This is a genomic window from Corynebacterium sp. HFH0082 (assembly GCF_000411235.1).
Lineage (GTDB): Bacteria > Actinomycetota > Actinomycetes > Mycobacteriales > Mycobacteriaceae > Corynebacterium > Corynebacterium jeikeium_D.
Genome location: NZ_KE150404.1, coordinates 554,652 through 575,939 on the forward strand (window position 1 = coordinate 554,652; position 21,288 = coordinate 575,939).

The following is a 21,288-nucleotide window of genomic DNA, read 5'->3' on the forward strand; positions in this document are numbered from 1 at the left end:
CCTGGTTTAGTTCACCACTATGTTGCCGCGTGCCCCCATTTCGGCATGCACCATCTGGTGGTCGACAAAGCGGTACGTGCCAGGCTCCGGGAATTCGGCCTCAACATAACCACCCTGCGCGGCACCGAGGTCAAGGGCTTGGGCACCGCCCACGCCGTCGTCAAGCAAAAGCGCGCCCTCCTTGTACACGCGATGGAACTGCGTGCCGACGATATGGAAGCTCGTGCCCTTGTTGGGGCCGGCGGCAAGTACCCAGAAACGTACCGTCTCACCTGCGCGAATGCGAATTGGGTGGGTGAGATACTGGTCGGGGTAGCCGTTGAACTTGTAGATATCGGGGTCCTCGGCCATGGTCTTGTCGGCGTCGGGGCCGTCCTCGCCCCAGTAGCTTTCCGACTGCACCAGAAGAACCTCGTGGTCAACATCAGTGAGATTCGGTGGGTCGATGATGACGGCACCGTGCATACCGGCAGCGATGTGCATGGACATGGGCATGGTTGCGCAGTGGTACATCCAGATGCCCGCGCGGTCAGCACGGAAGCGGTACTCAAGCTTCTCACCAGGGGCGATGTCGCGCATTGGCTCGTCCGGCGAAACAATGCCGGCGTGAAAGTCGATGGAGTGACTCATGGTGCCGTCATTAATGAGCGTGACGACGAACTCGTCGCCCACCTTGCCGCGCAGAGTTGGCCCCAGCGGTTTGCCGTTGTAGACCCAGTGCTGCTGCTCGACGCCAGGGGCAGCGTAGCCGGTGAACTCGCTGGCTCGCAGCGTGACGTGGTGAACCGTGGCGTCCTCGGCGGGTTCTAATAGCGGGTTGATGGTGGGGGAATCCGGGCCGGGTAGCTCGCCGACATTCCCGAGTGCGCCTGGCGTTGCGAGGTCGGAGTGGCTGCTGTTCCCAGTGTGGTGTGAATGATTCGAACCACCTGCATTAACTGTGAGCGTCATGCCCATCTGGCGGTGGCCAGCAATGGTGCACCAACCGTCAATGTCGCCAGGGACGACCGGCACTTCGATGGTGGCGGAGTCGCCGGGGGAGACTCGGCCGGTGTCCTCGCCGGTGGCCAAGCGCAGATCGTGGACTTGGGAATCCGCGTTGACCATGGTGATGACCAGGCGGTCGCCGGGGTTCGCCTCAATGACGTTCGGGGTATAGGTCATATCGTTGGCAGTGACCGTGACCTCGACGGTTTCTCCGGTGGGCGCAACATCGCCGGTGGTTTCAATGCTGCTCGTACCGCCACCGCTACCGCTCAGCGCAACGCCGACGGTTACTACCAGGCCTAATACAGCCAGAGCAGCGGTAGTTTGAGCACCGAGACGACGCGCGGTTGCTTGCAGCTCGACCGGCTTCGGCGATGCTTCCTTGTTAGCTCGTGCCTTCTGGCGTTCCTTCAGCGCACCAATCTGTGCCTTTGCGGCCCGGCCGACAAGTGGCAGATAAGACACCAAGGCAAGGGAGACCATTGCGGAGACCGCCACTTTGGTCCAGGAAGGCAGCGGCATTAGCCACAGTGCCAGACCAATATTGATGGTCGACCAGCGAAATGCGCCCGCGCGGTCAAGTTCCTTCATACCGGCAGAGACTGGGCCAGCACCTCCGCCGATGGTGGCGGGCAGGAGTTGGCTCATCATGCCGATAAGCAACTGGGCGCCGAAACCGATTACCAGCGGCAGCGTGAGGGATGAGATTACGAAGCCGTCGTCAAGCGCCTTGACTGTGGCGACTGTGAGTGTGCCGATTAGCCATACGATGGCGGCCGCGACAGACAGCGCCGGGTAGCTGAGGCGGTCGCGGGGGTCTTTAGCGACGGTCATGACGTTGTGCGCCCACGGGATGGCGGCTATGACCCAGCCGATAGTGATGATGCCAAGGCCGACCGAGGCGATCCAGTTGATGCTGGTCAGTGCACCGATCGCGGTAATCGCGATACCTATGAGCTGTATTGCTAGTGCCAGCTTCGGGCGGGAATGCGGCGACATCTGGGTTCGCCACAGCGCTGGGAACATGGTGATGAGCGTGCCGCAGGCCGCGAGCCCGAGGAAGCCAATGAGGTTGACGGCTTCGTGTGCCAATAGGAGGTCGTCGTGAAGCGCTTTGCCCTTTGGAGATGCGAGGATGGCGCCGAGTGCAGCGCCGATGGGCAGTAGACATGCCGACGCGACGTAGTGCGCAACGGAAATGGCGAATGGCCGATCGCGCTTCGCCATCAGGTCGCGGCCGAGGGAAATCGCATGCCATGCGACGGCGACGCCGACGACCGCCGCGCCGACGGTGGTCACCGGCCACCAGTCACCGAGCTTGCCGACGACCGTTGCGACAATACCTACGTTGAGCAGGTAAATATTTGCCAACTGAATCTTCCGATTGCCAACGGGCACGTCGATTTTCAGTAGCTTTTCGGTGAAGTGGCGGCCCCAGATGAGGATGGAGTTGGTGACTGCGCCGAGGGTAAAGAGATGCACCAACAGCCAACGGCTATCGGTGACGAAAGGGTGAATGAGTGCTGCCACAATGATGGAGGCGAACCACCAGCGCACTGGCATACCGGCCTTGCGATGCCAGGACATGCGGCGCTTCTTGCCAGGCTTAGTAGGCGGTTTGGTTGTGGGGGATTGGGGTTCTGGTGTGGCGTGCGACGACATATATCAATAATACGCATACTGGGTGCGCATTTAATATGGGCGCATGTAAGAGTGCTTTTATTTGGTCGGGTCTTCGCCGTTTTTGTGGGCCTGCCAGAACTGTGTGGTCTTCTGTGTCTGACCCATCCGGTTTTGAATCAGCATCAGGGTAGTAAGGAAGGGCTTCCGGGTGATGAAAGCGCGTGCCCGACGCGTTGATGATGTGCTCACGGGGAAGTGTAACCCTTTTGTCAAAAACGATTGTTTGAGTATTCACGCAAATACTTCCTTGAATAAACATCTCAATAAAGAGGTGATTGTGCATTAATTGCAATCGTCAGGAAGTGGTTACGTTAGAAGCTAGTTTGTACAGCTAGTTAGACGAATGTAAACAGATTGAAGCTTCAGTAAACAGTTGGTGAAACGTTGTTTTGCCAGGGAGAATGATGAGTGGTAAAGGTGGCTTTTTGGCTACCCGAACGATGGGGTAGCCCTTTGTAGTAGGGGGCTGTAAATGTAGTTCATATCGCATAGTATGCCAAGCCTGTGGAACGCATTGTGCGTAAGAAAATTTAACCAGCAGTAAAAGGCATAAGAATGTTTATCCGAGACTGGAAGCAGCTCGCCTGGTGCGTATTTGACGTACTCGCCTGGCTGATTGCGCTGTCCGCCGCTAACGGAATCGTCCGCGGTGAATTGGTATCTTTCTCTGAAATATCAGGCACTAATTTTTTGGTTGTCGCTGTCGCCGTGGCCGTCATCGTCCTGCTCGGCCTGCTGCTCGGGGAGTACACCAACCCACAACGCGTATGGCCCGGCAGTCGAACTGAAGATATTGTTCTGCTGAGCATCAGCATGGGCGGCGCTACCGCAGCCACTGGGTTAGCTCAAATCCTGAAGACCTTCCCGGAAATTGCGTGGTACGTTCCGTTCGCAGGTGGCTGTGTCGCAACTTTGGCAAGTATCTATACCCGAACTCTCGCTCGCTGGATTACCAACAACTTTGGCTCCCGTCAGACGGATGATCGCTTGATTGTTCTCGGTGCAGGCCGTCGAGCCAAGTTCTTTATTAACAGTCTTACGGATTCCGGTATCTCCCGTGAGAACCGCTTCCACTTGGTTGGAATCGTCGATCCCAAGGAAAGCCGCGAGAACCATATTTCTCGTATCCATGGTCTCCGCGTGATTCGTGGAATTGATCAGCTGGGTGAGCTCGCATCGCGCACTTCGGCGCAGTCGGTCATCATTGCTACTGATGAGCCACTGTCCACTGAGTGCATCAACGTCCTCAACCACATTTGTGAGGAATCGTCGCTGCGCCTGCTCATTCTGCCGCCGGTGGAAGAGTACTCGCGCCACCGTGGTGCTGTCGCTACCTCGCAGGTGCGCGAAATTAACATCGCCGACCTCATTGGCCGTCAGCCTCTGCACCTGGATGAATCCAGGGTCGCTTCCATAATCCGCGGTAAGAAGGTGCTGGTTACCGGCGCTGGAGGTTCTATCGGTTCCGAAATCTGCCGACAGGTTCACCGCTTTGAGCCGGCAGAACTGATTATGCTGGATCGCGATGAGGGCGGCTTGCATGCCACGCAGCTGTCGCTGACGGGTTCGGCGCTTCTCGACGGCTCCGATACCGTCCTGGCTGATATCCGTGACGCGGAAATGCTGACGCAGATCTTCACCGAGCGCAAGCCCGATGTTGTCTACCATGCTGCAGCTCTCAAGCACCTGCCGCTGTTGGAGAGCTACCCTGCAGAAGCAGTTCAAACCAATGTCATCGGAACTCAGAACGTCCTGGATGCAGCGGCTGCGGCCAACGTTTCAACCGTTATTAATATTTCCACGGACAAGGCTGCGAACCCGGCCTCGATTCTGGGTGAATCCAAGCGCGCTGCGGAACGTCTGACTGCGCACATGGGGAAAACTCACGAAGGTGTCTGGGCATCTGTCCGCTTCGGTAACGTGTTTGGCTCGCGTGGTTCAGTCATTACGACTTTCCAGCGTCAGATTGAAGAGGGCGGCCCGGTGACGGTGACGCATCCTGACGTTCAGCGCTACTTCATGACCATTCCGGAGGCATCGCAGCTGGTGCTGCAGGCTACCGTTATTGCAGAGTCCGGTGAGACTCTGGTGCTGGAGATGGGTAAGCCGGTCAAGATTGCTGAGCTGGCGGAGAACCTGATCAGGCTCCATGACGCAGACGTAGAGATTGTCTACACGGGTCTTCGCGAAGGTGAGAAAATCTCCGAGGATTTGGTTGATGACCGCGAGGTTCCCAAGATCGGTGATCGTCATCCGCTAATCACTGAGGTACGTGTTGAGCCGGAACGGCTGAATTCGCGGATTCTTCCGTGCACACATGATCACGATGCGGCACGTCGTTGGCTTGCAGAGCACGGTGGGGCGCAAAGCAGTATTGAGGCGCATCCCACCGGTGCACAATCACTTGCAACCGCTAGCTCGAAAGCAAAATAGTTAGGATGACTCCCCACCGTGACAACCACCAGCTCCTCTAACTCCGGGCAGCTGGCGCAAAGAGTTCGAACAGTTGCGACGATTTCGGCAGCTTCAGCGCTCGCCGCAGTCGTCGCCTTTGTGGTCAGTATTCTTTCCGCGCGAGTGCTGGGGCCCGCCGGTCGAGGCGAGGTCGCTACCGTTTTGCAGTTCGCCTATATTGTGGCGCCATTCGTCGGCTTTGGGGCCGATCGGCTTTTGCTGCGCCGCGATGATTACGACCACGGTCTCATTCCGAGTGGTTTCGCCATGACTGTAGTCGCTCTGATTGCCTGTGCCATTGCAGGTGTCGTCTACGGACCATGGACGGCGATGGCCGGCGTCGTCGCCTTGGTTACCGTGTCATTTTCCATGGTTCGTGCCATGGCTATCAGCCGCCATCGAGTGTCCTTCTTCGTCGTAGTATTCATCGGTTTCCAGGGCTCAGTACTGCTTATTAGCGCTGCGCTATATTTCGCCGGAGTCGAAGACTGGCGCTGGTGGGCTGCGGCCTATATCTTCCCGGCACTGCCACTGGCAATCTGGTCGCTAGCGAAGTCACGCAAACACACCGATTCCCGTGTTGGCGGAGTGGTAGAGACGGCTCGAACAAATGCCCCATTCATCGCATCGGGTCTGGGGCCGCTGACGACCACACGCTTGGGTCGCGTTTTGCTGCCGGCGCTGGCCTCACCGGCGTCGTTAGGTCTTTTCGTAGTCGTGGCGACGGCGACGGAACCGCTGTACTGGATCGCGCAGTCAGTCGCCGATCAGCGCACCAGCGACCAGAGGGGTCGCGAACTCACCCCATCTCGTGTGCTCCGACACCTTGGCATAGTCACTGCAGCGTACGGGGCACTTGGTGCGCTCGGTGGGGTGGCACTCTACTTCCTTATCGTGCCGGTATTCGGCCATGAGTTTGAGCCTGCCCGGGAGTTGGTGCTGCCACTGACTATCGCGGCCGTGGTGCTCGGCTGCTACCGACACCTGTGCGGTGAAATTCTCGGCAGTGACAATCCCCGTCGAATTGGCCGAGTGGAACTTATTTCCGCCGTCATCGCTGTCATTTGTTACCCGATTGGCATTCTTCTCGGAGATGCCCTCGGTCTCGCGTGGACCAGCGCAGTTGTCTATTTTGCAGCAGCCGTGGTCGCGGCAGTGGCGCTAATGCGGCCAACCGGAGGCCAGAAGAATCCATCAACTACCACCGAAGAACTCCCCGTCGACGTAATCGAGGAAGCCTAAACAATGCGAATCACTTATATCCACCAGCACTTTGTTCTCCCCGGTGAGCCGGGTGGTTCCCGACCCTACGAGTTTGCCCGCCGAATGGCCGCCGCAGGCCACGAGGTGACAATGATCTGTGGTCGCGATGAGGCCATGGATAAAACGGTTGATGGCATCCACGTGCGTCGTCTAGCGATTCCATACCGCAATGAAATGTCGAAGCGCGAGCGCATTGTCAGTTTCTTCAACTTCCTGGTGCGCGCCTCCGCGGTCGCTGCCCGTGTGCCTGCCGACGTGATCTACGCGTCCTCGACCCCGCTGACTGTGGCGGTTCCGGGAATTGTGGCGAAGTTTACCCAGCGTGCGCCGTTGGTGGCAGAAATTCGTGACCTGTGGCCAGAGGTGCCGATCAAGTTGGGCTACCTCAATAATCCGGTGGCAATTTTCCTGGCCAAGCAGCTGGAGAAGGCATTTTATGCGGCATCGAGCGAGGTCGTGGCGCTGTCGCCGTCGATGGCCGATGGCGTCAAAGAGGTCGCTCCGAAGAAGCGCGTGACCGTGATTCCGAATGCGTCGGACTTTGAGCGTTTTGATGTCCCGGCCGATCAGCGCGCTGCTTTCCGAAAGGAGCAGGGTTGGGGCGATGACGTGGTAGCTGTCTATGCCGGTGGTTTTGGCATGTCCTACCAGCTGGAGTGGCTTGTGGATTTGGCGGCGCAGCTGCGTCGTGATGGCGTGGAGAATGTGCGCTTTGTCCTGCTGGGGCAGGGAAGCGACTCGGACGCGCTGTATCAGCGCGCCAAGGACGCTGGCCTCGATGCCGATGCGATGTTCCTCGGCCGTCAGCCGAAGGAAGATGTCGCCAAGTACGTGTCTGCCGCCGATATCGCGCTATCGCCGCTGCGTGATGACCCCTGCCTGGAGGGCAACTCCCTGAACAAGGTCTTCGATGCCATGGCCGCATCGCGTCCGGTGGTGTTCAACCATGGTGGCTGGCTGGAGGAAGCCGCAACCGAGCACGATGCCGGTTGGCGTCTCTCGCGCGATATTCCGACCGCGGCCAAGCGATTCGCTGAGATCATCTCCGACCGCGATGAGATGCGCGCAGCGGGACAGCGAAACCGCGAACTGGGTGAGAAGCGTTTTGCCCGTGACAGCCTGTACAACCAGCTCATCGAGGTACTCAACCGCGTCCGAAAGGTGCAGAAGTAATGACTAACGCCGACGCTAACAAGCCCAATGAGCGGATCTTCCTTTCGCTCGCGACAGTCACCGAAGCAGAAGAACAGGCCGTCGTTCGCGCGCTCCACTCTGGTTGGGTGGCTCCGTTGGGCCCCGAAGTAGACGCGTTTGAAGCGGAGATTGCCAAGCGCTGCGGTGTTGAGCACGCGCTCGCGCTGTCGTCTGGCACCGCTGGCCTGCACTTGGCGCTGCTTGCGCTGGGGATCGGTGAAGGTGACTACATTCCGGTTTCCACCATGACCTTCGCGGCCACGACCAACGCCATTGCTTACGTTGGTGCTACGCCGGTGTTCGTCGATGCCGCAGAGGACGGAAACATCGACCCTGAGCTGCTGCTCGGCACCGTCGATGAGCTGCTTGCCGAGGGCAAGAGCGTTCCCGCCGTGATGATTGTGGACCTCTTTGGCCGCTGCGCCGATTACCCGGCCTTCGCGCCACGCCTGGAAGAACTCGGCATCGCGCTCATCGAGGACGCCGCCGAGGCGCTCGGTGCCAGCGTCCATGGTCAGCCGGCCGGCAGTTTCGGCCGTGCCGCCGCGCTGTCTTTCAACGGCAACAAAATCATGACCACCTCCGGCGGTGGCATGCTGCTGTCCGATGATGCCGATCTCATCGCTCGCGCGCGCTACCTGTCCACCCAGGCGCGTCAGCCCGTCGCTTGGTACGAACACACCGAAATCGGCTACAACTACCGACTTTCCAATCTCCTTGCCGCACTGGGGCGGGCGCAGCACTCGCGTCTGGACGGCATGATTGCTCGCCGCCGCCAGATTCGCGATGCGTACATCAATCTGCTCGCCTCGCTTGACGACGATGCCCCTGGTAAAGGTACCCGCTTGCTCTCTGACTCCGACGAGCGTTTCACCGAAAACTGCTGGCTGACCTCAATTGTGCTGCCGCAGGAGGCCGTCGATAAGGGCGTGCTGACCCCGGACAGCGTGATTGCAGCACTTGGTGAGGCCAAAATTGAGGCTCGTCACCTGTGGAAGCCGATGCACCTGCAGCCGGTATACGAGGGCGCGCGGGCGACCATCAACGGCACTGCTGAGAATCTTTTCTCCCGCGGCATTACTCTTCCTAGTGGTCCGGCGCTGGACGATGACGACGTCGCGCGGGTGATAGGTGTTTTGAAGGAAGTGCTGGGATGACCAAAGCTATCGATGTGGGAATAGCCCGGATATCGCAACTGACAGCTATCGAGGCGGTTCTGTGGCTGTTCTCAGTCGTCGTAGTGACATCGTGGACGGATCCGCTGCAGGGTGCGCAGATCGGTACCATTTTGTTGGCTTTGTTCTGCCTGCGTACGTTCTTGGGCAACGGCGGTCGGACAATCACACCGTTGGGCGTATTTGCGCTTGTGACCCTGTTTACGGCAGCTTTTCCTGCTTACGAAGCGTGGGATGACACAAGAGTTTCAGCCGAAGCGTTGCGCACGACCGTTGGCCTCACCTACTTGCTGACCTTTCTCGTGACCATGATTTCTTGGCGCTTGGGTCGAGAAATTCGTTTCGATAAAAAGGTGCTGCCTGGCCGGTGGCTTTTCATCTTCATCGGACTTGTGCTGTACGCGTTTTCGTACCAATTCCGCGCCTCGGAGTTATTGCCCGGCATCATCATTGAAACCCCAGCAATTGTGGGAATCCTGCTGGTCGCTTTTGGTGCCTGGTGGTCGCGATCGGTGATTCTCCTGGTGCTTTCATTACCGGTAGTGCTAGGTATGTCGGCGGTATATGTCCTAGATATTCATAGTGGACAAGGCCGTTTGCGTATCGCCGCCGTGGGACTTGGCCTCTTGGTGTTGTTCGCGATTCGTGTTCGTGGTTTTTGGATCAAACTTCTGGCCATTCTTATGGGTCCCGGTGCGTTGATGGTGTTTGCAACGCTGCGTAAAGCTCACCAGGAGAGCATCAATAAGGGTAATTCAGCCAACCGCACAGGTCTGGAGTCCTTGACTGACCCCTTTGTTACTTTTGCCAACCTGGTCGACCTGCATGAGCAGGGACGCTTTGAATTTCAAGGCGGAAAAAATCTGCTGACTCCGCTAACGCCGATTGCGCCGGAGAGCTGGGATTTGCCTCGTGCAGTGGGGTACGAGCTGGTTAAGTACTGGAAGCCAGAGAAGGCAATCCCGAAGTACGACTGGTATTCGGTGGCCGCTAACGCTACCGGTGAGTGGTACTGGATGTGGGGCAGCATTGGTGTCGTCATCGGCGGATTAGCACTCGGACTCGGCATTGCCCTGTTTAACTGGTCAGTTACTCGCGGACATGCTGCACTGCAGACGCGCTGGTGGGCACCAGCATTGTTTATTACCGCAGTGACTTTCGCGGCTGGTCTAGGTGACCTGGTTTGGGGCGGCCTGCATATTTACTGGTTCCGGACCCTGCCGCGAATTGGCCTTGAAATTGCAATCGCATTTTTCGTTGCCTTCGTGGTTGGAATTGTTTCCTTGTTCCGCGGCGACAAAACTAAGTCGACCGAAAGTGGCGCGGAAGGCAATCTTGCTTCTGAGGCAGTGCAAAAGCCAAGTCCCATCGGGCAAACCGCTGATGGACCAGCACTTGAGCTGGATGAGCAACCGCAACCAGAACCCGCAGCCGATCCCGAACCAGTCATGGTCACCGATACCGCGGAGCCGGCTGTGCCGGAGCCGGAGCCAGCGGTGGCCGTCGTCAAGCAAAGTGCGCCTGACAACAAGGATGACAACAAGAAGCTGCGCGTTGCGGCAGCGTCGTTTGCCGCGGCCGGTGCAGTGGGTGCAATCGGATGGCTGGTCAGGAACCGTTCCAATGCGGAAGTCGATGCGCGTGCCGAAAAGCTTCTGCGCGAAATGTTCAACGAAAAATAGGAGATAACCAATGGATTCACTGAGCATCCGCGCGCAACGGGTAATTAAGCGTGGCGTCGACATCGCGGCATCTGCAGCGGGCTTGATTGTGCTGTCGCCAGTTATGGGCGCTACGGCTCTGGCAGTGCGACTTTCCATGGGAAAGCCAGTCCTATTCCGCCAGGAACGCCCGGGCCAGGATGGTGAGCCGTTTAATATCCTCAAGTTCCGGACGATGCACCACGTCAATCCGGCAAAGGGGCTTGTCGACGATGCGTCCCGCCTCACCGAAGTGGGAAAATTCCTTCGGTCCACAAGCTTGGACGAGCTCCCGGAGCTCATCAATGTACTGCGTGGAGACATGAGCCTCGTTGGCCCGCGCCCGCTGCGCATGAAGTACCTAGAGCGCTATTCGCCGCGCCAGGCACGCCGCCATGAGGTGCCACCGGGAATTACGGGGCTTGCCCAGGTCTCGGGCCGCAATGGCATCACCTGGGAAGAGCGTTTCGAGTATGACGTGCAGTACGTGGATAATTGGTCGCTACTGCTCGATGCGAAGATTCTGCTCGACACGATCTTGGTGGTGCTCAAGCGTGAAGGGATCTCGGAAGAGGGGCAAGTGACTATGACCGAGTTCACCGGTTCGTCGGATGAGAATTCGTCGGATAAGGACGTCTCGGCTAGCGCAGGTTCTTAATCACACTTGCAGGAACACCGGCGACAACGGTGTAGTCATCGACATCTCTAGTAACTGCGGCTCCGGATCCGATGTACGCTCCCTCACCAACGGTGAGGCCGGGGTTGATTACGGAGTTGGCTCCTAGTGTGCAGGCCTCGCCAAGTGTGACAAAGCCCGACACGGCATTGAGCGGGAAGATTGTGCAGTAGTCCCGCAGCACCGCATCGTGGCCAATCGTGACATTCATATTGATTTGGGCGTGCTTGCCTACCTCAATATTGCAGGTCAGGCGCGCTCCGGGGCAGATGACTGTGCCCTCGCCGAGCGTGACCAGCGCGCCAATGCTGGTGTCTGGGTGAACCAGGGTAGCAGGCATGAGCCCTTCGACATTTGCGCGTTGCGCAATCGAACGTCGAGCAGCGCCGCTGCCGATTGCGACTGTGTAGTAGGCCCCCTTGGGCAAGTCCGCGAGGATTTCGGTTTTGCCCAAGAGTTGCACGCCCATTTTGTGGAAAAAGGTCATGTCTGGGGTGCCATCATCAATAATGCCTAGGATTTCCCACTGCGGTGGTAGGCCGTTGGCTGCTGCGTAGTCATTGATGTCCTTAATGAAGCTGACCACGTTTCGCCCAAAACCACCAGCGCCGACGATGACAATCTTTTCGGTCGTCGTGTTGTTGATCCACTGCTTTGGCATGAGTGTCATTATCCCACTGATAGCCGTATATAGCCGGAGTGCGTGACCCCGAATCCACCTACCACCAGTAGGTGGGATACCGAAGGCCGCGCAGTCGATTTGCGAGTATGCCAAGCACCACGATCATGATTGACGAAGCGAAAATGAAGCCTATGAAGCGGAAGTCGTTGGCAAGCCCATGGCCGTGTGGCATTAGCACGGTGACCATAGCGGTAGCGGTGGCAGGGGAGTGAGCCGCGCGAGCAAGAAGCATGAGCGCGAAGGCAACGCCGGCGGCAACCGCTGCAGCAATGATGGTCGAACCCAACATGTGCAGAGTTGCGATGCCAGTCGTGCAGCCGATGAGGTGTCCGACCACGACATTTCGTGGCTGAGCCAGGGGTAAGTTCGGTGCGCCGACGATAAGTGCCATGGCAGCGCCAATAGGGGGTAAAAATAGCAGGTCAGAGACAGAAGTTGAGATGAGCGCCAGGGTCATCAGCGGCAGGCTCACGGCTACCGAGGCGGCGATAATATGGCGCAGCGGAGGGCGAGGTGGCGCTTCGCTGGCAATCCGGAGCCACTTCGGGGACCGTGAATTAGACATGAGAACGATGTTAGGGTGTGCTGCCTCATCCGCGTCGCGGTTCGAGGTTTTTATCGAAATAGAAGTTTAAATGGGGTGGCGCCCAGGTCTCCCAAGCCTCCAAACCCGAACCAGACCCGAACCAAACTCCGACCATTTTCACCGGGTATGACACACTTAAGGACATGGAGCCTATCGATGTCGCAATCCGGGACGAGTCTATCCGTCTTGGGCAATTCCTGAAGTTGGCAAACCTGGTGGAAACGGGCGGTCTGGCCAAGGAACTCATTGCCGAGGGCCAGGTCAGCGTGAACGGTGAGGTCGACACTCGCCGTGGCAAGGTGCTGCGTCCAGGGGACGTCGTCTCTGTTGCCGGTATGTCGGCACGCGTGGCCACCGCCGATGAAGTCGATGATGACTACTTTGATGAGGCCACCGCCGATGATGACTTTGATCCTGAAAAGTGGAGGAACTTGTAACTCATGCCCGCATTTCCCGCCGAATTTGGCATGCCCCTGCGCGTAGATCTGCTCTCCGCCGCACCGCGTAAGACCGAGCGCTTCTACCGCGGCGTTCTTGGGTGGGCTTATCGCAATACCGCGCCAATCCATGAGGATGCCCGCGAGGCATCCGCTGGTCGCCGCGTTGCCATGCTGTCCGGAATGCCGGTGTCGGTGCTGCTTGAGGCCGATAAGGACGCTGAGGATGCCTTCGTCAACCAGTGGCGCGTGAATTTCCATGTCGACTCCGCCGCTGGTGCCGTCGAGAAGGCGCGTGAGCTCGGCGCCGAGGTCTTCCAGGAACCGACCCCGCTTGTCGACGGCTCCACGATGGCCGTCGTTTCCGACCCGGCCGGTGGCCTGATTGGGCTACTGGAACAGCCGGGTGAGCAGGCCTTCATCGCCGCGGGCGAGCCCGGCACCCCGGTGTGGTTCGAGCTGGTCGCAGGCCCGGAGGAGACCTTTGAGCAGGTCGCGGACTTCTACCACAACTTCTTTGGCTGGGAAATCGCAGTGCGCAACAAGAACGAGCACGGCACTTTCGCAGTCGCGATGGAAGATGGTGCTCCGTTCGCTGGCTTGGTAGCCAGCTCGGTTGCTGCACAGACCGATGCGGCAGATAAGAGCTTCGTTGGCTGGCTGGCCTACCTTGGCGTGGAGAACATCGACGCTGCTGTCGCCAAGGCTGAGGAACTGGGCGGTTCCGTGCTCGTTGCCCCGCAGGCCACCGAGTTCGGCCCGCTGGCAACCGTGCAGGACCCGTGTGGTGCGGCGGTTGTACTCTGCGAGGTGCCGCTGCCACCGGAGGACGACATCCGCGAGTCGGACCCGCTGGAAGGCATTGACCTCAGCCAGTTCCAGTAGGAGCTAGAGCTCTTCTTCGTCGTCCTCAGGGTCCTGTTTTCCGGTGTAGTTAACGTGTAAAGGATCGTCTTCGTTTTTGGGTGGTTTGCTTACGCACTCGCGAATGCCATCAATGTGTTCGCTAGGGCGTGTCTCCTAATTGTGGGCCTGTGCTCGAGCATGATTGAGGTGTGTCACAACGGTCTAGATTTACGCAGTTCACGAATGCACAGTGGGAGCGAGTTGAACCACTTCTGCCAACGAATGAGGGCCGTAAAGGCCGCCCGTTTGGTGATAGCCGCCGCGTTGTAGAGGGCATCATCTACCGGTACCGCACCGGAATCCCGTGGCGAGATCTCCCCGACCGGTATGGTCCCTGGCAGACGGTGTGGAAGCGGCATCGCCGCTACGCAACCGACGGCACCTGGGACCGCGTATTCGCGCACATCCTCGCCGAGGCCGATGCAGTGGGCGACATTGACTGGAACGTGTCAATCGACGCGACGATCAACCGTGCTCATCAGCACGGTACGAACCTGCCGCGCCCTGATCAGGACACAGGGGGCTCTATCGAATTACAAGAATCTGCCGTTATGCGAGATTGAACCGGCAGGTCACGGGATCGGGAGATCACGCGGAGGGTTGAGCACGAAGGTACATTTTGCTGTCGAGGGGCATGGCCGGCCGCTGTCGATTGTGGTGACGGGCGGGCAACGCCATGATGGCGCGATGTTGCAGGAAGTCCTCGGCGATATTCGGGTCCCGAGAATTGGGTGCGGGCAGGCGCGGACGCGCCCTGATGCGTTGCTTGCTGATCGCGGGTACACGTCACGGGTGAACCGCGCGTATCTGCGTGAGCGCGGCATCGCCGCGGTGATTCCGGAGAAGTCTAATGAGATCGCTGCCAGGAAGCGTAAGGGTCGTGCTGGCGGGCGACCGCCCGGGTTTGATGCGGAGCTGTACAAAGACCGCAACGTGGTCGAGCGGGCCTTTGGGTTGATGAAGCAGTGGCGCGGGCTTGCGACGCGTTATGACAAGCTCGCGGTCACGTATCGCGCGGGAGTGGTGCTTGCGGCGATTCTGGTCTGGTTACGCATATAAGAGACACGCCCTAAGGCTATCGGTAATCGGGGCCCACATCGGGTCGAGAATGAAATCTATCCCAGATCTGCGGGCATGTTTGGCTGCAGGGACGAAATCACTGTCGCCCGAAATCATGATGATTTGATTTACATGTCGTTGTTCAGCAAGAGAAGCGATGTCGAGACCGATTCGCATGTCCACTCCTTTCTGAGAAATATCAAGGGTGAAATCATTTTCGGTCAGCTGTGAAACATCGATAGTGCCACGGCAAAGCTTCTTGAGCGGAGCCTCTTTTAGGGTGCACCCACCTTGAGTTTCAAGAGGCTCTCCTCTTCTAATCGCAACCTTTCGTTTTTTAGCCAATGCAGCGAAGAAGTCATTGGTCCAGGTAAAAAGTTCACTTTTACCAAGGTTGACTTGCTGCTGGAGCAATGGGTGATAAACAACCCGCTGTGACGGTGGGCAGTCGTAGTAAAAGATTCGGTACAGTCCAGCGCGCGATTCACGTATATGGCGATGGCAGTACTTGACCAGTTCATCAGCGCGATCCTCTGCGGTCTTATGACCAAACAGTGTTGCCGCACGTTTGCGGTAAAAGCCACCATCAACAAGCACTGCTGTAGTGATCTCGCGTAAAGGCACAGCTCGCGCAGCACTATATCTGTTTCTACTCATATTTCTTGGCCCTCCCCCTATGAGTAATCCCAGTCATCGGCGCTCTCCTTATCGGCGGAGGGTCAACGGCTGGGATTGATAGCAACCACTTTAATTGCGCTTCGTAATCGAGTCAATGCCTACAACCCCAGCTCCGCTCGCACCGCAGCCACAAACTCGCTGGTAGTCGCAGTGCCGCCGAGGTCTGGCGTCGGTGCAGTGCGCGTCGCGGCGTAGACGGCCTCGCGCAGCTTGGCAGCGGGCGCAAGTTCTGAGGTCGGTGCCCCAAGGTGCTCCGCGCACATAGCCGTAGAGAGCAAAAACGCAGCCGGGTTGGCAATGCCATGCCCCGCAATGTCAGGTGCCGAACCGTGCACCGGCTCGAACACCGCGAAGTTGTCGCCCACATTCGCCGATGCCGCCAGCCCCAGCCCGCCAATCAGTCCTGCACCAATGTCACTGAGGATGTCGCCGATAAGGTTTTCCGCGATGATGACATCAAAGCGCGCGGGGTCGGTCACCAGCTGCATTGCCACGGCATCCGCATTGGCAAAATCGAATGCGACCTGCGGATACTCCTCCGCCACCTCTTCAACTGCCCCGCGAATCACACGCGCAGAGTCCCGCAGGATATTCGGCTTGTCCGCCACCGTCACCATCGGCGTGGCCTCCGAATCGGGGTTTGCCGCCTGCCGCGCGAGAGCCAACTTGGCCGCCTGTCGCGCAAGGCGGTGCCACGCAAAGGACGTCGTCACGCGCAAAGAAACCGCAACTTCGCCACGCTTATCGACGGCGCGAGCCACCGTCGAGTCCTCCACCACCTCTGCCCACAGGTGGTGGTGCGGGGAGTCGGCCGGGGCGTCGTGAGACGGAAGGAGATAGTCGTGACTGTAGAGGCCCTCGGTGTTTTCGCGGACGATGGTGAAGTCGGCAGCCGCGCCGGGCAGGGTGACCGGACGGATGTTGGCGAAGAGATCGAGGCGCTGGCGCAGCTGGAGAACAGGGGAGCGGTAGATCAGGCCGGTACCGCGCAGATGCGGTGCTAGTTCTTCCTCAGCCTCGCGAGCGGGCTTGGAGGTAATCGCCGCGAGCAGAGCGGCGTCGCTGCGTCCGAGTGTTTCCCAAGTTTCCTGCGGGACGGGATTGCCGTGCGCGCACCACTGGGACCAGCCAATTTGTGCCTCTGTCAGCTCCCAGTGCGGGAAGACATCGGCGATGAGTCCTCGGCAGGCATCGGTGATTTCAGGGCCGATGCCGTCGCCGGGCAGGAGTGTGATGCGGCGCGGTGCCGCTTCTAAAGCAGTCGCAGGCTGGTCGGTTTCCATGGCTCTTAGCCTAGGACTGCGACGCCTGCGCGTGTGCGGTTTGGCTACTTTGCGAAAGTAACCGGGATCTCGGTGATGTCCTCGAAGCCCTCGCTGTGGTCACCGAAGAGCTTCAGCACGCAGTCCTGCTGGGTGCAGTCCACGGCCTCGCCGGTGGGGACGACGCTGAGCTCGAAGTGTGCGGTGTTGTCGTCGGCGATGGTGGTGGTGCCGCCGGACTTCTTGGTAATCCACTGCTGCGACTGGGTGCCGGCACTGCGGTCGCCGGTGCAGTCCGGGACGGGGTTGCCTGGAGCCTTCTCGGCGGCGCAGAGTGCGGCGTAGTAGCCGTAGTCGGGGTCGAGACCAGACAGGTCGACGGAGATGACATCGCCCTCGGAGAGGTCGTTGACCGGCTCGGCCTCCATGGTTACTTCGCCGGCGCTGGCGTCGGTGTCGGTTTCTTGATCTGCAGCCGAGCTGGTGGTTTCCGAGGCGTTGGCAGCATCCTGCGCGGCATCGGACGCGTCATCTGCGCCACAGGCGGCGAGAAGTGGAAGTGCGGCGACGGCCGGAATAGCCAGGAAAGCCGCGCGACGCTGGAGTGTACGAGTAGTCATAGGAGGTAACGTCCTTCCGAAAAACTGTAGAAATTACTATCTTTATTTAAGGGTAGGCTAACCTAGAACTAAAAGATAGCCTAAGATTCTTTGGGTGAGTAGAGCAAAGTCCTTTCTAAGCTCTTTGTTACTAGTGTTAGTCGTTATTTAGTCATTCTTTTTGTCGTCTATCTCCGTGCAGCGTCAGCTCACAGAGGGGGAATATGTTCACCGTGCCTGCCTGTCGCGTTCGCAGTCTTGCCGGAACACTGCTGAGTGTTGTCCTAGTCGCAGGACTAGTCGCCTGTGGTTCCGATGATGCCGCGAGGGAGGGGGCATCGTCGTCAAGCGCTGGCGTGACGACGGTTCCGCGCGCCGACAACATTTCCGCTCACGGTGCCGCGCATGCGAACCTGCCTTCGGAAAACCCCGAAGTGCTGCTGAAAGACCCGAAACCGGCGGCGGACAAGGACTACCAGCGTATTCTCACGCTTGACCGGGCGGGAGCACTCAGTCGTGCGGTCTACACGCTTGGCCTCGGAGACCGTCTGGTGGGGCGCGACTCCACCTCCGATTTCCCGGCGGTAAAGGATTTGCCGAACCTCACCATCGGCGGGCATGCAGTCAATGCTGAGTCGGTGATGAAGCTAAAGCCGGAGCTCATCATTACCGATGGCACGATTGGCCCTAGCCGTGTCTTCGACACGTTTGAAAAAGCGGGGATCACCGTCGTCCATGTGTCGGACGAGCGCACTCCCGAGACGATCAACACGCTTATCGACGAAGTCGCGGGCGCAGTCGGCCTGGCTGACCAAGTTGGCCCGGTGAAGGAGCACCTGGACAAGGAGCTGGCGGCTGCGACCGAGTACGCGCAGGCCAAGGCCGATGGCCGCAAGATGATGATTCTCTACGTGCGCGGAACCGGTGTGGCCATGATTGCGGGACCGGATTCTGGTGGGCGTTCTCTGATCACTCGTCTCGGCGGTGTCGATGCCGGTGAGGGCGTGGGTATTGAGGGTGCGTTCACGCCGATTACGCCAGAGTCGCTCATCGCTGCGGCTCCAGACACCATCCTGGTTATGTCTGGTGGCCTGGAGTCCGTCGGCGGGATTGAAGGCTTGAAGGAAATCCCGGGTATCGCACAGACCCCGGCGGGCCAGAATGAGTCCGTTGTGGACGTGCCCGATTCGCAGCTGCTGTCCTTTGACTCGCAGTCGCCGCGTGCGATTCGCGCCATTGCGGATGCTCTCTACGGTGGCGGTGCTGGTGATGGCGCTGACAAGACTGCGGGGAAGTGACTGGCTGAGCAATGCAGACAACCGCGAACAAAACTAGTCCGTTCAGACAGGCGGCCGTTTTCATTGGGCTCGCCCTAGCGCTTGTGCTGGCAATAGGTTGGTCGGCCTCCGTGGGGCAGTTCGGCGCCACCATCGGCGAATCACTGAGCTCAATGGTGAGGCTAGTGTTCAATGGCGGTCTCGGTGACGCGCCAGAGCCCATCGACACCGTGCTGTGGCAAGTGCGATTGCCGCGCATCGCGCTGGCCTGCCTCGTTGGTGCGGGACTAGCCCTCGCAGGTGTGGCGCTGCAAGCGGTGTTCGGCAACCCGCTTGCCGAACCCGGCCTCATCGGCGTTTCCTCCGGCGCCGCGGTCGGCGCTGCCACCGCCACAGTTTTGGGCACCGCCGCCGGGCTTTCCGGAGTGCTCGGCGGAGTGTTGAGTGTCTTCGCCAGCAGCTGGGCCATTGCGGTCTCAGCTTTTATTGGTGGCGCGGTAGCCACGGCTATTGTGGCCGCCAATGCGCACGGTGGCCGCGATATCGCTCGAATCATTCTGGTCGGTGTGGCTGTGAACTCCATCTGTGGTGGTCTGGTTTCGCTCCTGACATTCGTAGCCTCCACGGCTGCCCGCGACCGCATTGTGTTCTGGCAGATGGGCTCGTTTGCCAGCGCCACCTGGACGCAGGTTGTCATCATTACGCTGGTGACAGTTCCGGCCGTAATTGCCATGTGGGTCAGCTACCGCAAGCTGGACATTCTGAGTCTTGGTGAAGCGCAAGCCCGCCACCTGGGTATTAACGTCGTTACGCTGCGTCGCGCCATTATTTTCGGCACGTCTCTGGTCGTGGCGGCTGGAGTGGCATTTTCCGGCATCATCGTCTTCATCGGCCTGGTCGTGCCGCACGCTGCACGACTGCTGCTGGGGCCAGCGCATCGCACGCTGATTCCCGCATGCATCCTCGGCGGGGCGCTGGCCACAACGCTGGCCGACCTCGCGGCCCGCACCATGATTACCGGTGCGGACCTGCCGCTGGGAATGCTCACCTCGATTGTCGGTGGCCCGCTGTTCTTCTGGCTGCTCCTGCGTTCGAAGAGGGCGGTGCACTAATGGAAATCCACTCTGGCCTGGGAATTTCTGCCGAAAATGTCAGCATCACCCTGGATGGTCACCGCATCCTCAACGATGTTTCCGTGGTCGCCGAGCCCGGAAAAGTCACCGCGCTGGTCGGCCCGAATGGTGCCGGAAAGTCGACACTGCTCGCAGCGCTTTCCGGCGACCATGAGCTCAGCGGCGGCGACGTCCGGATCGGCGAGCACTCCATTGCCGAGCTCTCCATCGCCGACCTGGCCCGCTACCGCGCTGTCCTGGTGCAGAGCCAAGAACTGTCCGTGCCATTCACCAGCCGCGAGGTCATCGACTTCGGACGCAACCCCTGGGGCTGCCCGAACGAGGAGCTGCTCGCGGAAGTCATCACTGAATGCGACGTCGCGCACCTCCTTGACCGGGAAGTCCCGACCCTCTCCGGCGGCGAGCGCGCCCGCGTCCACAGCGCGCGCGTGTTCTACCAGGACACTCCCGTCGTACTTCTCGACGAACCGACCGCGGCTCTGGACCTCCACCACGCCGAAAAAATCATGGGAATGATGCGCGCCCGCGCGGCGGCGGGCAAAGCCGTGGTTGTAGTCCTGCACGATTTGTCCGCCGCAGCGGCGTATGCCAATCACGTTGTGGTGGTGGCGCAGGGGCGCGTCGTAAAGCAAGGCCCGCCTGCGGAAACCCTGGATGCACAGACCGTCAGCGAAGTCTACGGCATCGGTGTGGAAGTGCTTCAGGACTCCGCGGGCAACCCAGTGCTGGTACCTCAACGCGCGGACAAAAACCTCTCACCCCAGTCTCCGAACCTCGCAGAGAAAGAAGAAAATCATGGTTGAAAACACGATTAAAAAGGATGACAAGCTGGCTGCTCAGCCCTTGGCAGAGCGACTCAAAGTGGAGACTGCGGGTGTCCACAGTGAAGCGGAGAACTCCGACTTCATGTCGAGGCTGCTTGCGGGTGAACTGAATGCGCAGGCGGCCATCGATCTAACTGGTCAGCTCTACTTTGTGTACGAAGCGTTGGAGCAGGCAGTGCGATCCACTGCGGAATCGCCGCAGGTCAGCGCGGTCTACGATGCGCAGCTGGAGCGCCTGGAGGCTCTGGCGGCCGACCTTGAGCATTTGGTGGGGCCTGACTGGCGGGAAAAGATCTCGCCAGTGGAGGCGACAAAGAACTACGTGGCCGAGCTTCGTGAAATCGAAAGCAACGGCAACGCCAACGCCGCATTGGCACACCATTACGTTCGCTACCTGGGCGATCTTTCTGGTGGCCAGGTGATTGCGTCCATGCTGGCCAAGCACTACGGCATCGGTGCGGAGGGAACCCGATTCTATGACTTCTCCGCTATCGGAAAAATTAAGCCCTACCGCGACGGCTACCGACGGAGTCTGTCTGAGCTGGGCATTTCGGATGCCGATAAAGATGCCGTGGTCGACGAGGCGAAGAAGGCATTTCGTCTCAACCGAGCGATCTTCCATGACCTAGCTGGTGGTCTGGACGACGCAGTGGCGTAGGTTGCGGCGGAGGGCGCGGACTGGAGTGTTGCGACTGTGGCGGTGGGCGGTATGC

At 59.3% G+C, this 21,288-nt stretch carries 19 protein-coding genes and 1 pseudogene; 13 read left to right on the forward strand and 7 right to left on the reverse strand.

Annotated features, from left to right (window positions below):
* Window positions 1-6: 6 nt before the first annotated feature.
* Both HMPREF1206_RS02310 and HMPREF1206_RS11085 read right to left on the reverse strand, forming a co-directional pair.
* Entirely contained in the window at window positions 7-2,574 is a 2,568-nt protein-coding gene (locus tag HMPREF1206_RS02310) for a multicopper oxidase domain-containing protein (RefSeq protein WP_016421792.1), read from the reverse strand.
* 132 nt (window positions 2,575-2,706) lie between these two features.
* Window positions 2,707-2,859, reverse strand: a complete 153-nt coding sequence (locus HMPREF1206_RS11085) for a hypothetical protein (RefSeq protein ID WP_155877870.1) — start codon at window positions 2,857-2,859, stop codon at window positions 2,707-2,709.
* 366 nt (window positions 2,860-3,225) lie between these two features.
* On the opposite strand from HMPREF1206_RS11085, the gene HMPREF1206_RS02315 reads away from it, so the two are divergent.
* From HMPREF1206_RS02315 to HMPREF1206_RS02340, 6 genes are read left to right on the forward strand one after another with little or no spacing between them, the layout of a single operon-like run.
* A complete protein-coding gene (locus tag HMPREF1206_RS02315) occupies window positions 3,226-5,103 on the forward strand; it encodes a polysaccharide biosynthesis protein (RefSeq protein ID WP_016421793.1) in 1,878 nt (625 codons plus the stop codon).
* Window positions 5,104-5,121: 18 nt separating this feature from the next.
* Complete coding sequence (locus tag HMPREF1206_RS02320) at window positions 5,122-6,366, forward strand: lipopolysaccharide biosynthesis protein (protein ID WP_016421794.1); 1,245 nt, start codon at window positions 5,122-5,124, stop codon at window positions 6,364-6,366.
* A 3-nt stretch (window positions 6,367-6,369) separates the two neighbouring features.
* Window positions 6,370-7,560 (forward strand): glycosyltransferase family 4 protein, encoded by a 1,191-nt coding sequence (locus HMPREF1206_RS02325; RefSeq protein ID WP_016421795.1) that lies wholly within the window; start codon window positions 6,370-6,372, stop codon window positions 7,558-7,560.
* Window positions 7,560-8,738: a DegT/DnrJ/EryC1/StrS aminotransferase family protein gene (locus tag HMPREF1206_RS02330; protein WP_016421796.1), complete on the forward strand. Its 1,179-nt coding sequence runs from the start codon at window positions 7,560-7,562 to the stop codon at window positions 8,736-8,738. Before HMPREF1206_RS02325 ends, HMPREF1206_RS02330 begins: the two co-directional genes overlap by 1 nt.
* Window positions 8,735-10,438, forward strand: coding sequence for a hypothetical protein (locus HMPREF1206_RS02335; protein WP_016421797.1), 1,704 nt, complete (start codon window positions 8,735-8,737; stop codon window positions 10,436-10,438). The genes HMPREF1206_RS02330 and HMPREF1206_RS02335 overlap by 4 nt, the downstream gene beginning before the upstream one ends.
* Window positions 10,439-10,448: 10 nt before the next feature.
* On the forward strand, window positions 10,449-11,114 hold the full coding sequence (locus tag HMPREF1206_RS02340) for a sugar transferase (protein ID WP_016421798.1): 666 nt from the start codon (window positions 10,449-10,451) through the stop codon (window positions 11,112-11,114).
* Here the strand turns inward: HMPREF1206_RS02340 and HMPREF1206_RS02345 are convergent.
* A complete protein-coding gene (locus HMPREF1206_RS02345) occupies window positions 11,098-11,793 on the reverse strand; it encodes a NeuD/PglB/VioB family sugar acetyltransferase (RefSeq protein WP_016421799.1) in 696 nt (231 codons plus the stop codon). The genes HMPREF1206_RS02340 and HMPREF1206_RS02345 overlap by 17 nt on opposite strands.
* Window positions 11,794-11,851: 58 nt before the next feature.
* On the reverse strand, window positions 11,852-12,379 hold the full coding sequence (locus HMPREF1206_RS02350) for an HPP family protein (RefSeq protein ID WP_016421800.1): 528 nt from the start codon (window positions 12,377-12,379) through the stop codon (window positions 11,852-11,854).
* Window positions 12,380-12,543: 164 nt separating this feature from the next.
* Here HMPREF1206_RS02350 and HMPREF1206_RS02355 point away from each other — a divergent pair, with 164 nt between their 5' ends.
* From HMPREF1206_RS02355 to HMPREF1206_RS11090, 3 genes and pseudogenes are all read left to right on the forward strand, one after another.
* Window positions 12,544-12,837 (forward strand): RNA-binding S4 domain-containing protein, encoded by a 294-nt coding sequence (locus tag HMPREF1206_RS02355; RefSeq protein ID WP_005510922.1) that lies wholly within the window; start codon window positions 12,544-12,546, stop codon window positions 12,835-12,837.
* A 3-nt stretch (window positions 12,838-12,840) separates the two neighbouring features.
* Complete coding sequence (locus HMPREF1206_RS02360; RefSeq protein WP_016421801.1) at window positions 12,841-13,722, forward strand: VOC family protein; 882 nt, start codon at window positions 12,841-12,843, stop codon at window positions 13,720-13,722.
* Between the two features lie 170 nt (window positions 13,723-13,892).
* Window positions 13,893-14,802, forward strand: a pseudogene (locus tag HMPREF1206_RS11090) (IS5 family transposase).
* On the opposite strand, the gene HMPREF1206_RS02375 reads toward HMPREF1206_RS11090, so the two are convergent.
* The 3 genes from HMPREF1206_RS02375 to HMPREF1206_RS02385 all read right to left on the reverse strand — a co-directional run bounded on the left by HMPREF1206_RS02375 (window position 14,791) and on the right by HMPREF1206_RS02385 (window position 17,362).
* Window positions 14,791-15,459, reverse strand: coding sequence for an NYN domain-containing protein (locus HMPREF1206_RS02375; RefSeq protein ID WP_016421804.1), 669 nt, complete (start codon window positions 15,457-15,459; stop codon window positions 14,791-14,793). The pseudogene HMPREF1206_RS11090 and the gene HMPREF1206_RS02375 sit on opposite strands and share 12 nt — an antisense overlap.
* Before the next feature lie 119 nt (window positions 15,460-15,578).
* On the reverse strand, window positions 15,579-16,763 hold the full coding sequence (locus HMPREF1206_RS02380) for an isocitrate/isopropylmalate dehydrogenase family protein (RefSeq protein ID WP_016421805.1): 1,185 nt from the start codon (window positions 16,761-16,763) through the stop codon (window positions 15,579-15,581).
* 44 nt (window positions 16,764-16,807) lie between these two features.
* Window positions 16,808-17,362 (reverse strand): neocarzinostatin apoprotein domain-containing protein, encoded by a 555-nt coding sequence (locus HMPREF1206_RS02385; protein WP_016421806.1) that lies wholly within the window; start codon window positions 17,360-17,362, stop codon window positions 16,808-16,810.
* Between the two features lie 203 nt (window positions 17,363-17,565).
* On the opposite strand from HMPREF1206_RS02385, the gene HMPREF1206_RS02390 reads away from it, so the two are divergent.
* Genes HMPREF1206_RS02390 through HMPREF1206_RS02405 form a run of 4 tightly spaced genes read left to right on the forward strand, consistent with a single transcriptional unit; the run spans window position 17,566 to window position 21,233 of the window.
* Entirely contained in the window at window positions 17,566-18,639 is a 1,074-nt protein-coding gene (locus HMPREF1206_RS02390; RefSeq protein WP_016421807.1) for a hemin ABC transporter substrate-binding protein, read from the forward strand.
* 11 nt (window positions 18,640-18,650) lie between these two features.
* On the forward strand, window positions 18,651-19,730 hold the full coding sequence (locus tag HMPREF1206_RS02395) for an iron ABC transporter permease (RefSeq protein WP_016421808.1): 1,080 nt from the start codon (window positions 18,651-18,653) through the stop codon (window positions 19,728-19,730).
* Window positions 19,730-20,554: a heme ABC transporter ATP-binding protein gene (locus tag HMPREF1206_RS02400; RefSeq protein ID WP_016421809.1), complete on the forward strand. Its 825-nt coding sequence runs from the start codon at window positions 19,730-19,732 to the stop codon at window positions 20,552-20,554. Before HMPREF1206_RS02395 ends, HMPREF1206_RS02400 begins: the two co-directional genes overlap by 1 nt.
* Window positions 20,547-21,233, forward strand: coding sequence for a heme oxygenase (biliverdin-producing) (locus tag HMPREF1206_RS02405; protein WP_016421810.1), 687 nt, complete (start codon window positions 20,547-20,549; stop codon window positions 21,231-21,233). The genes HMPREF1206_RS02400 and HMPREF1206_RS02405 overlap by 8 nt, the downstream gene beginning before the upstream one ends.
* Window positions 21,234-21,288 lie beyond the last annotated feature (55 nt).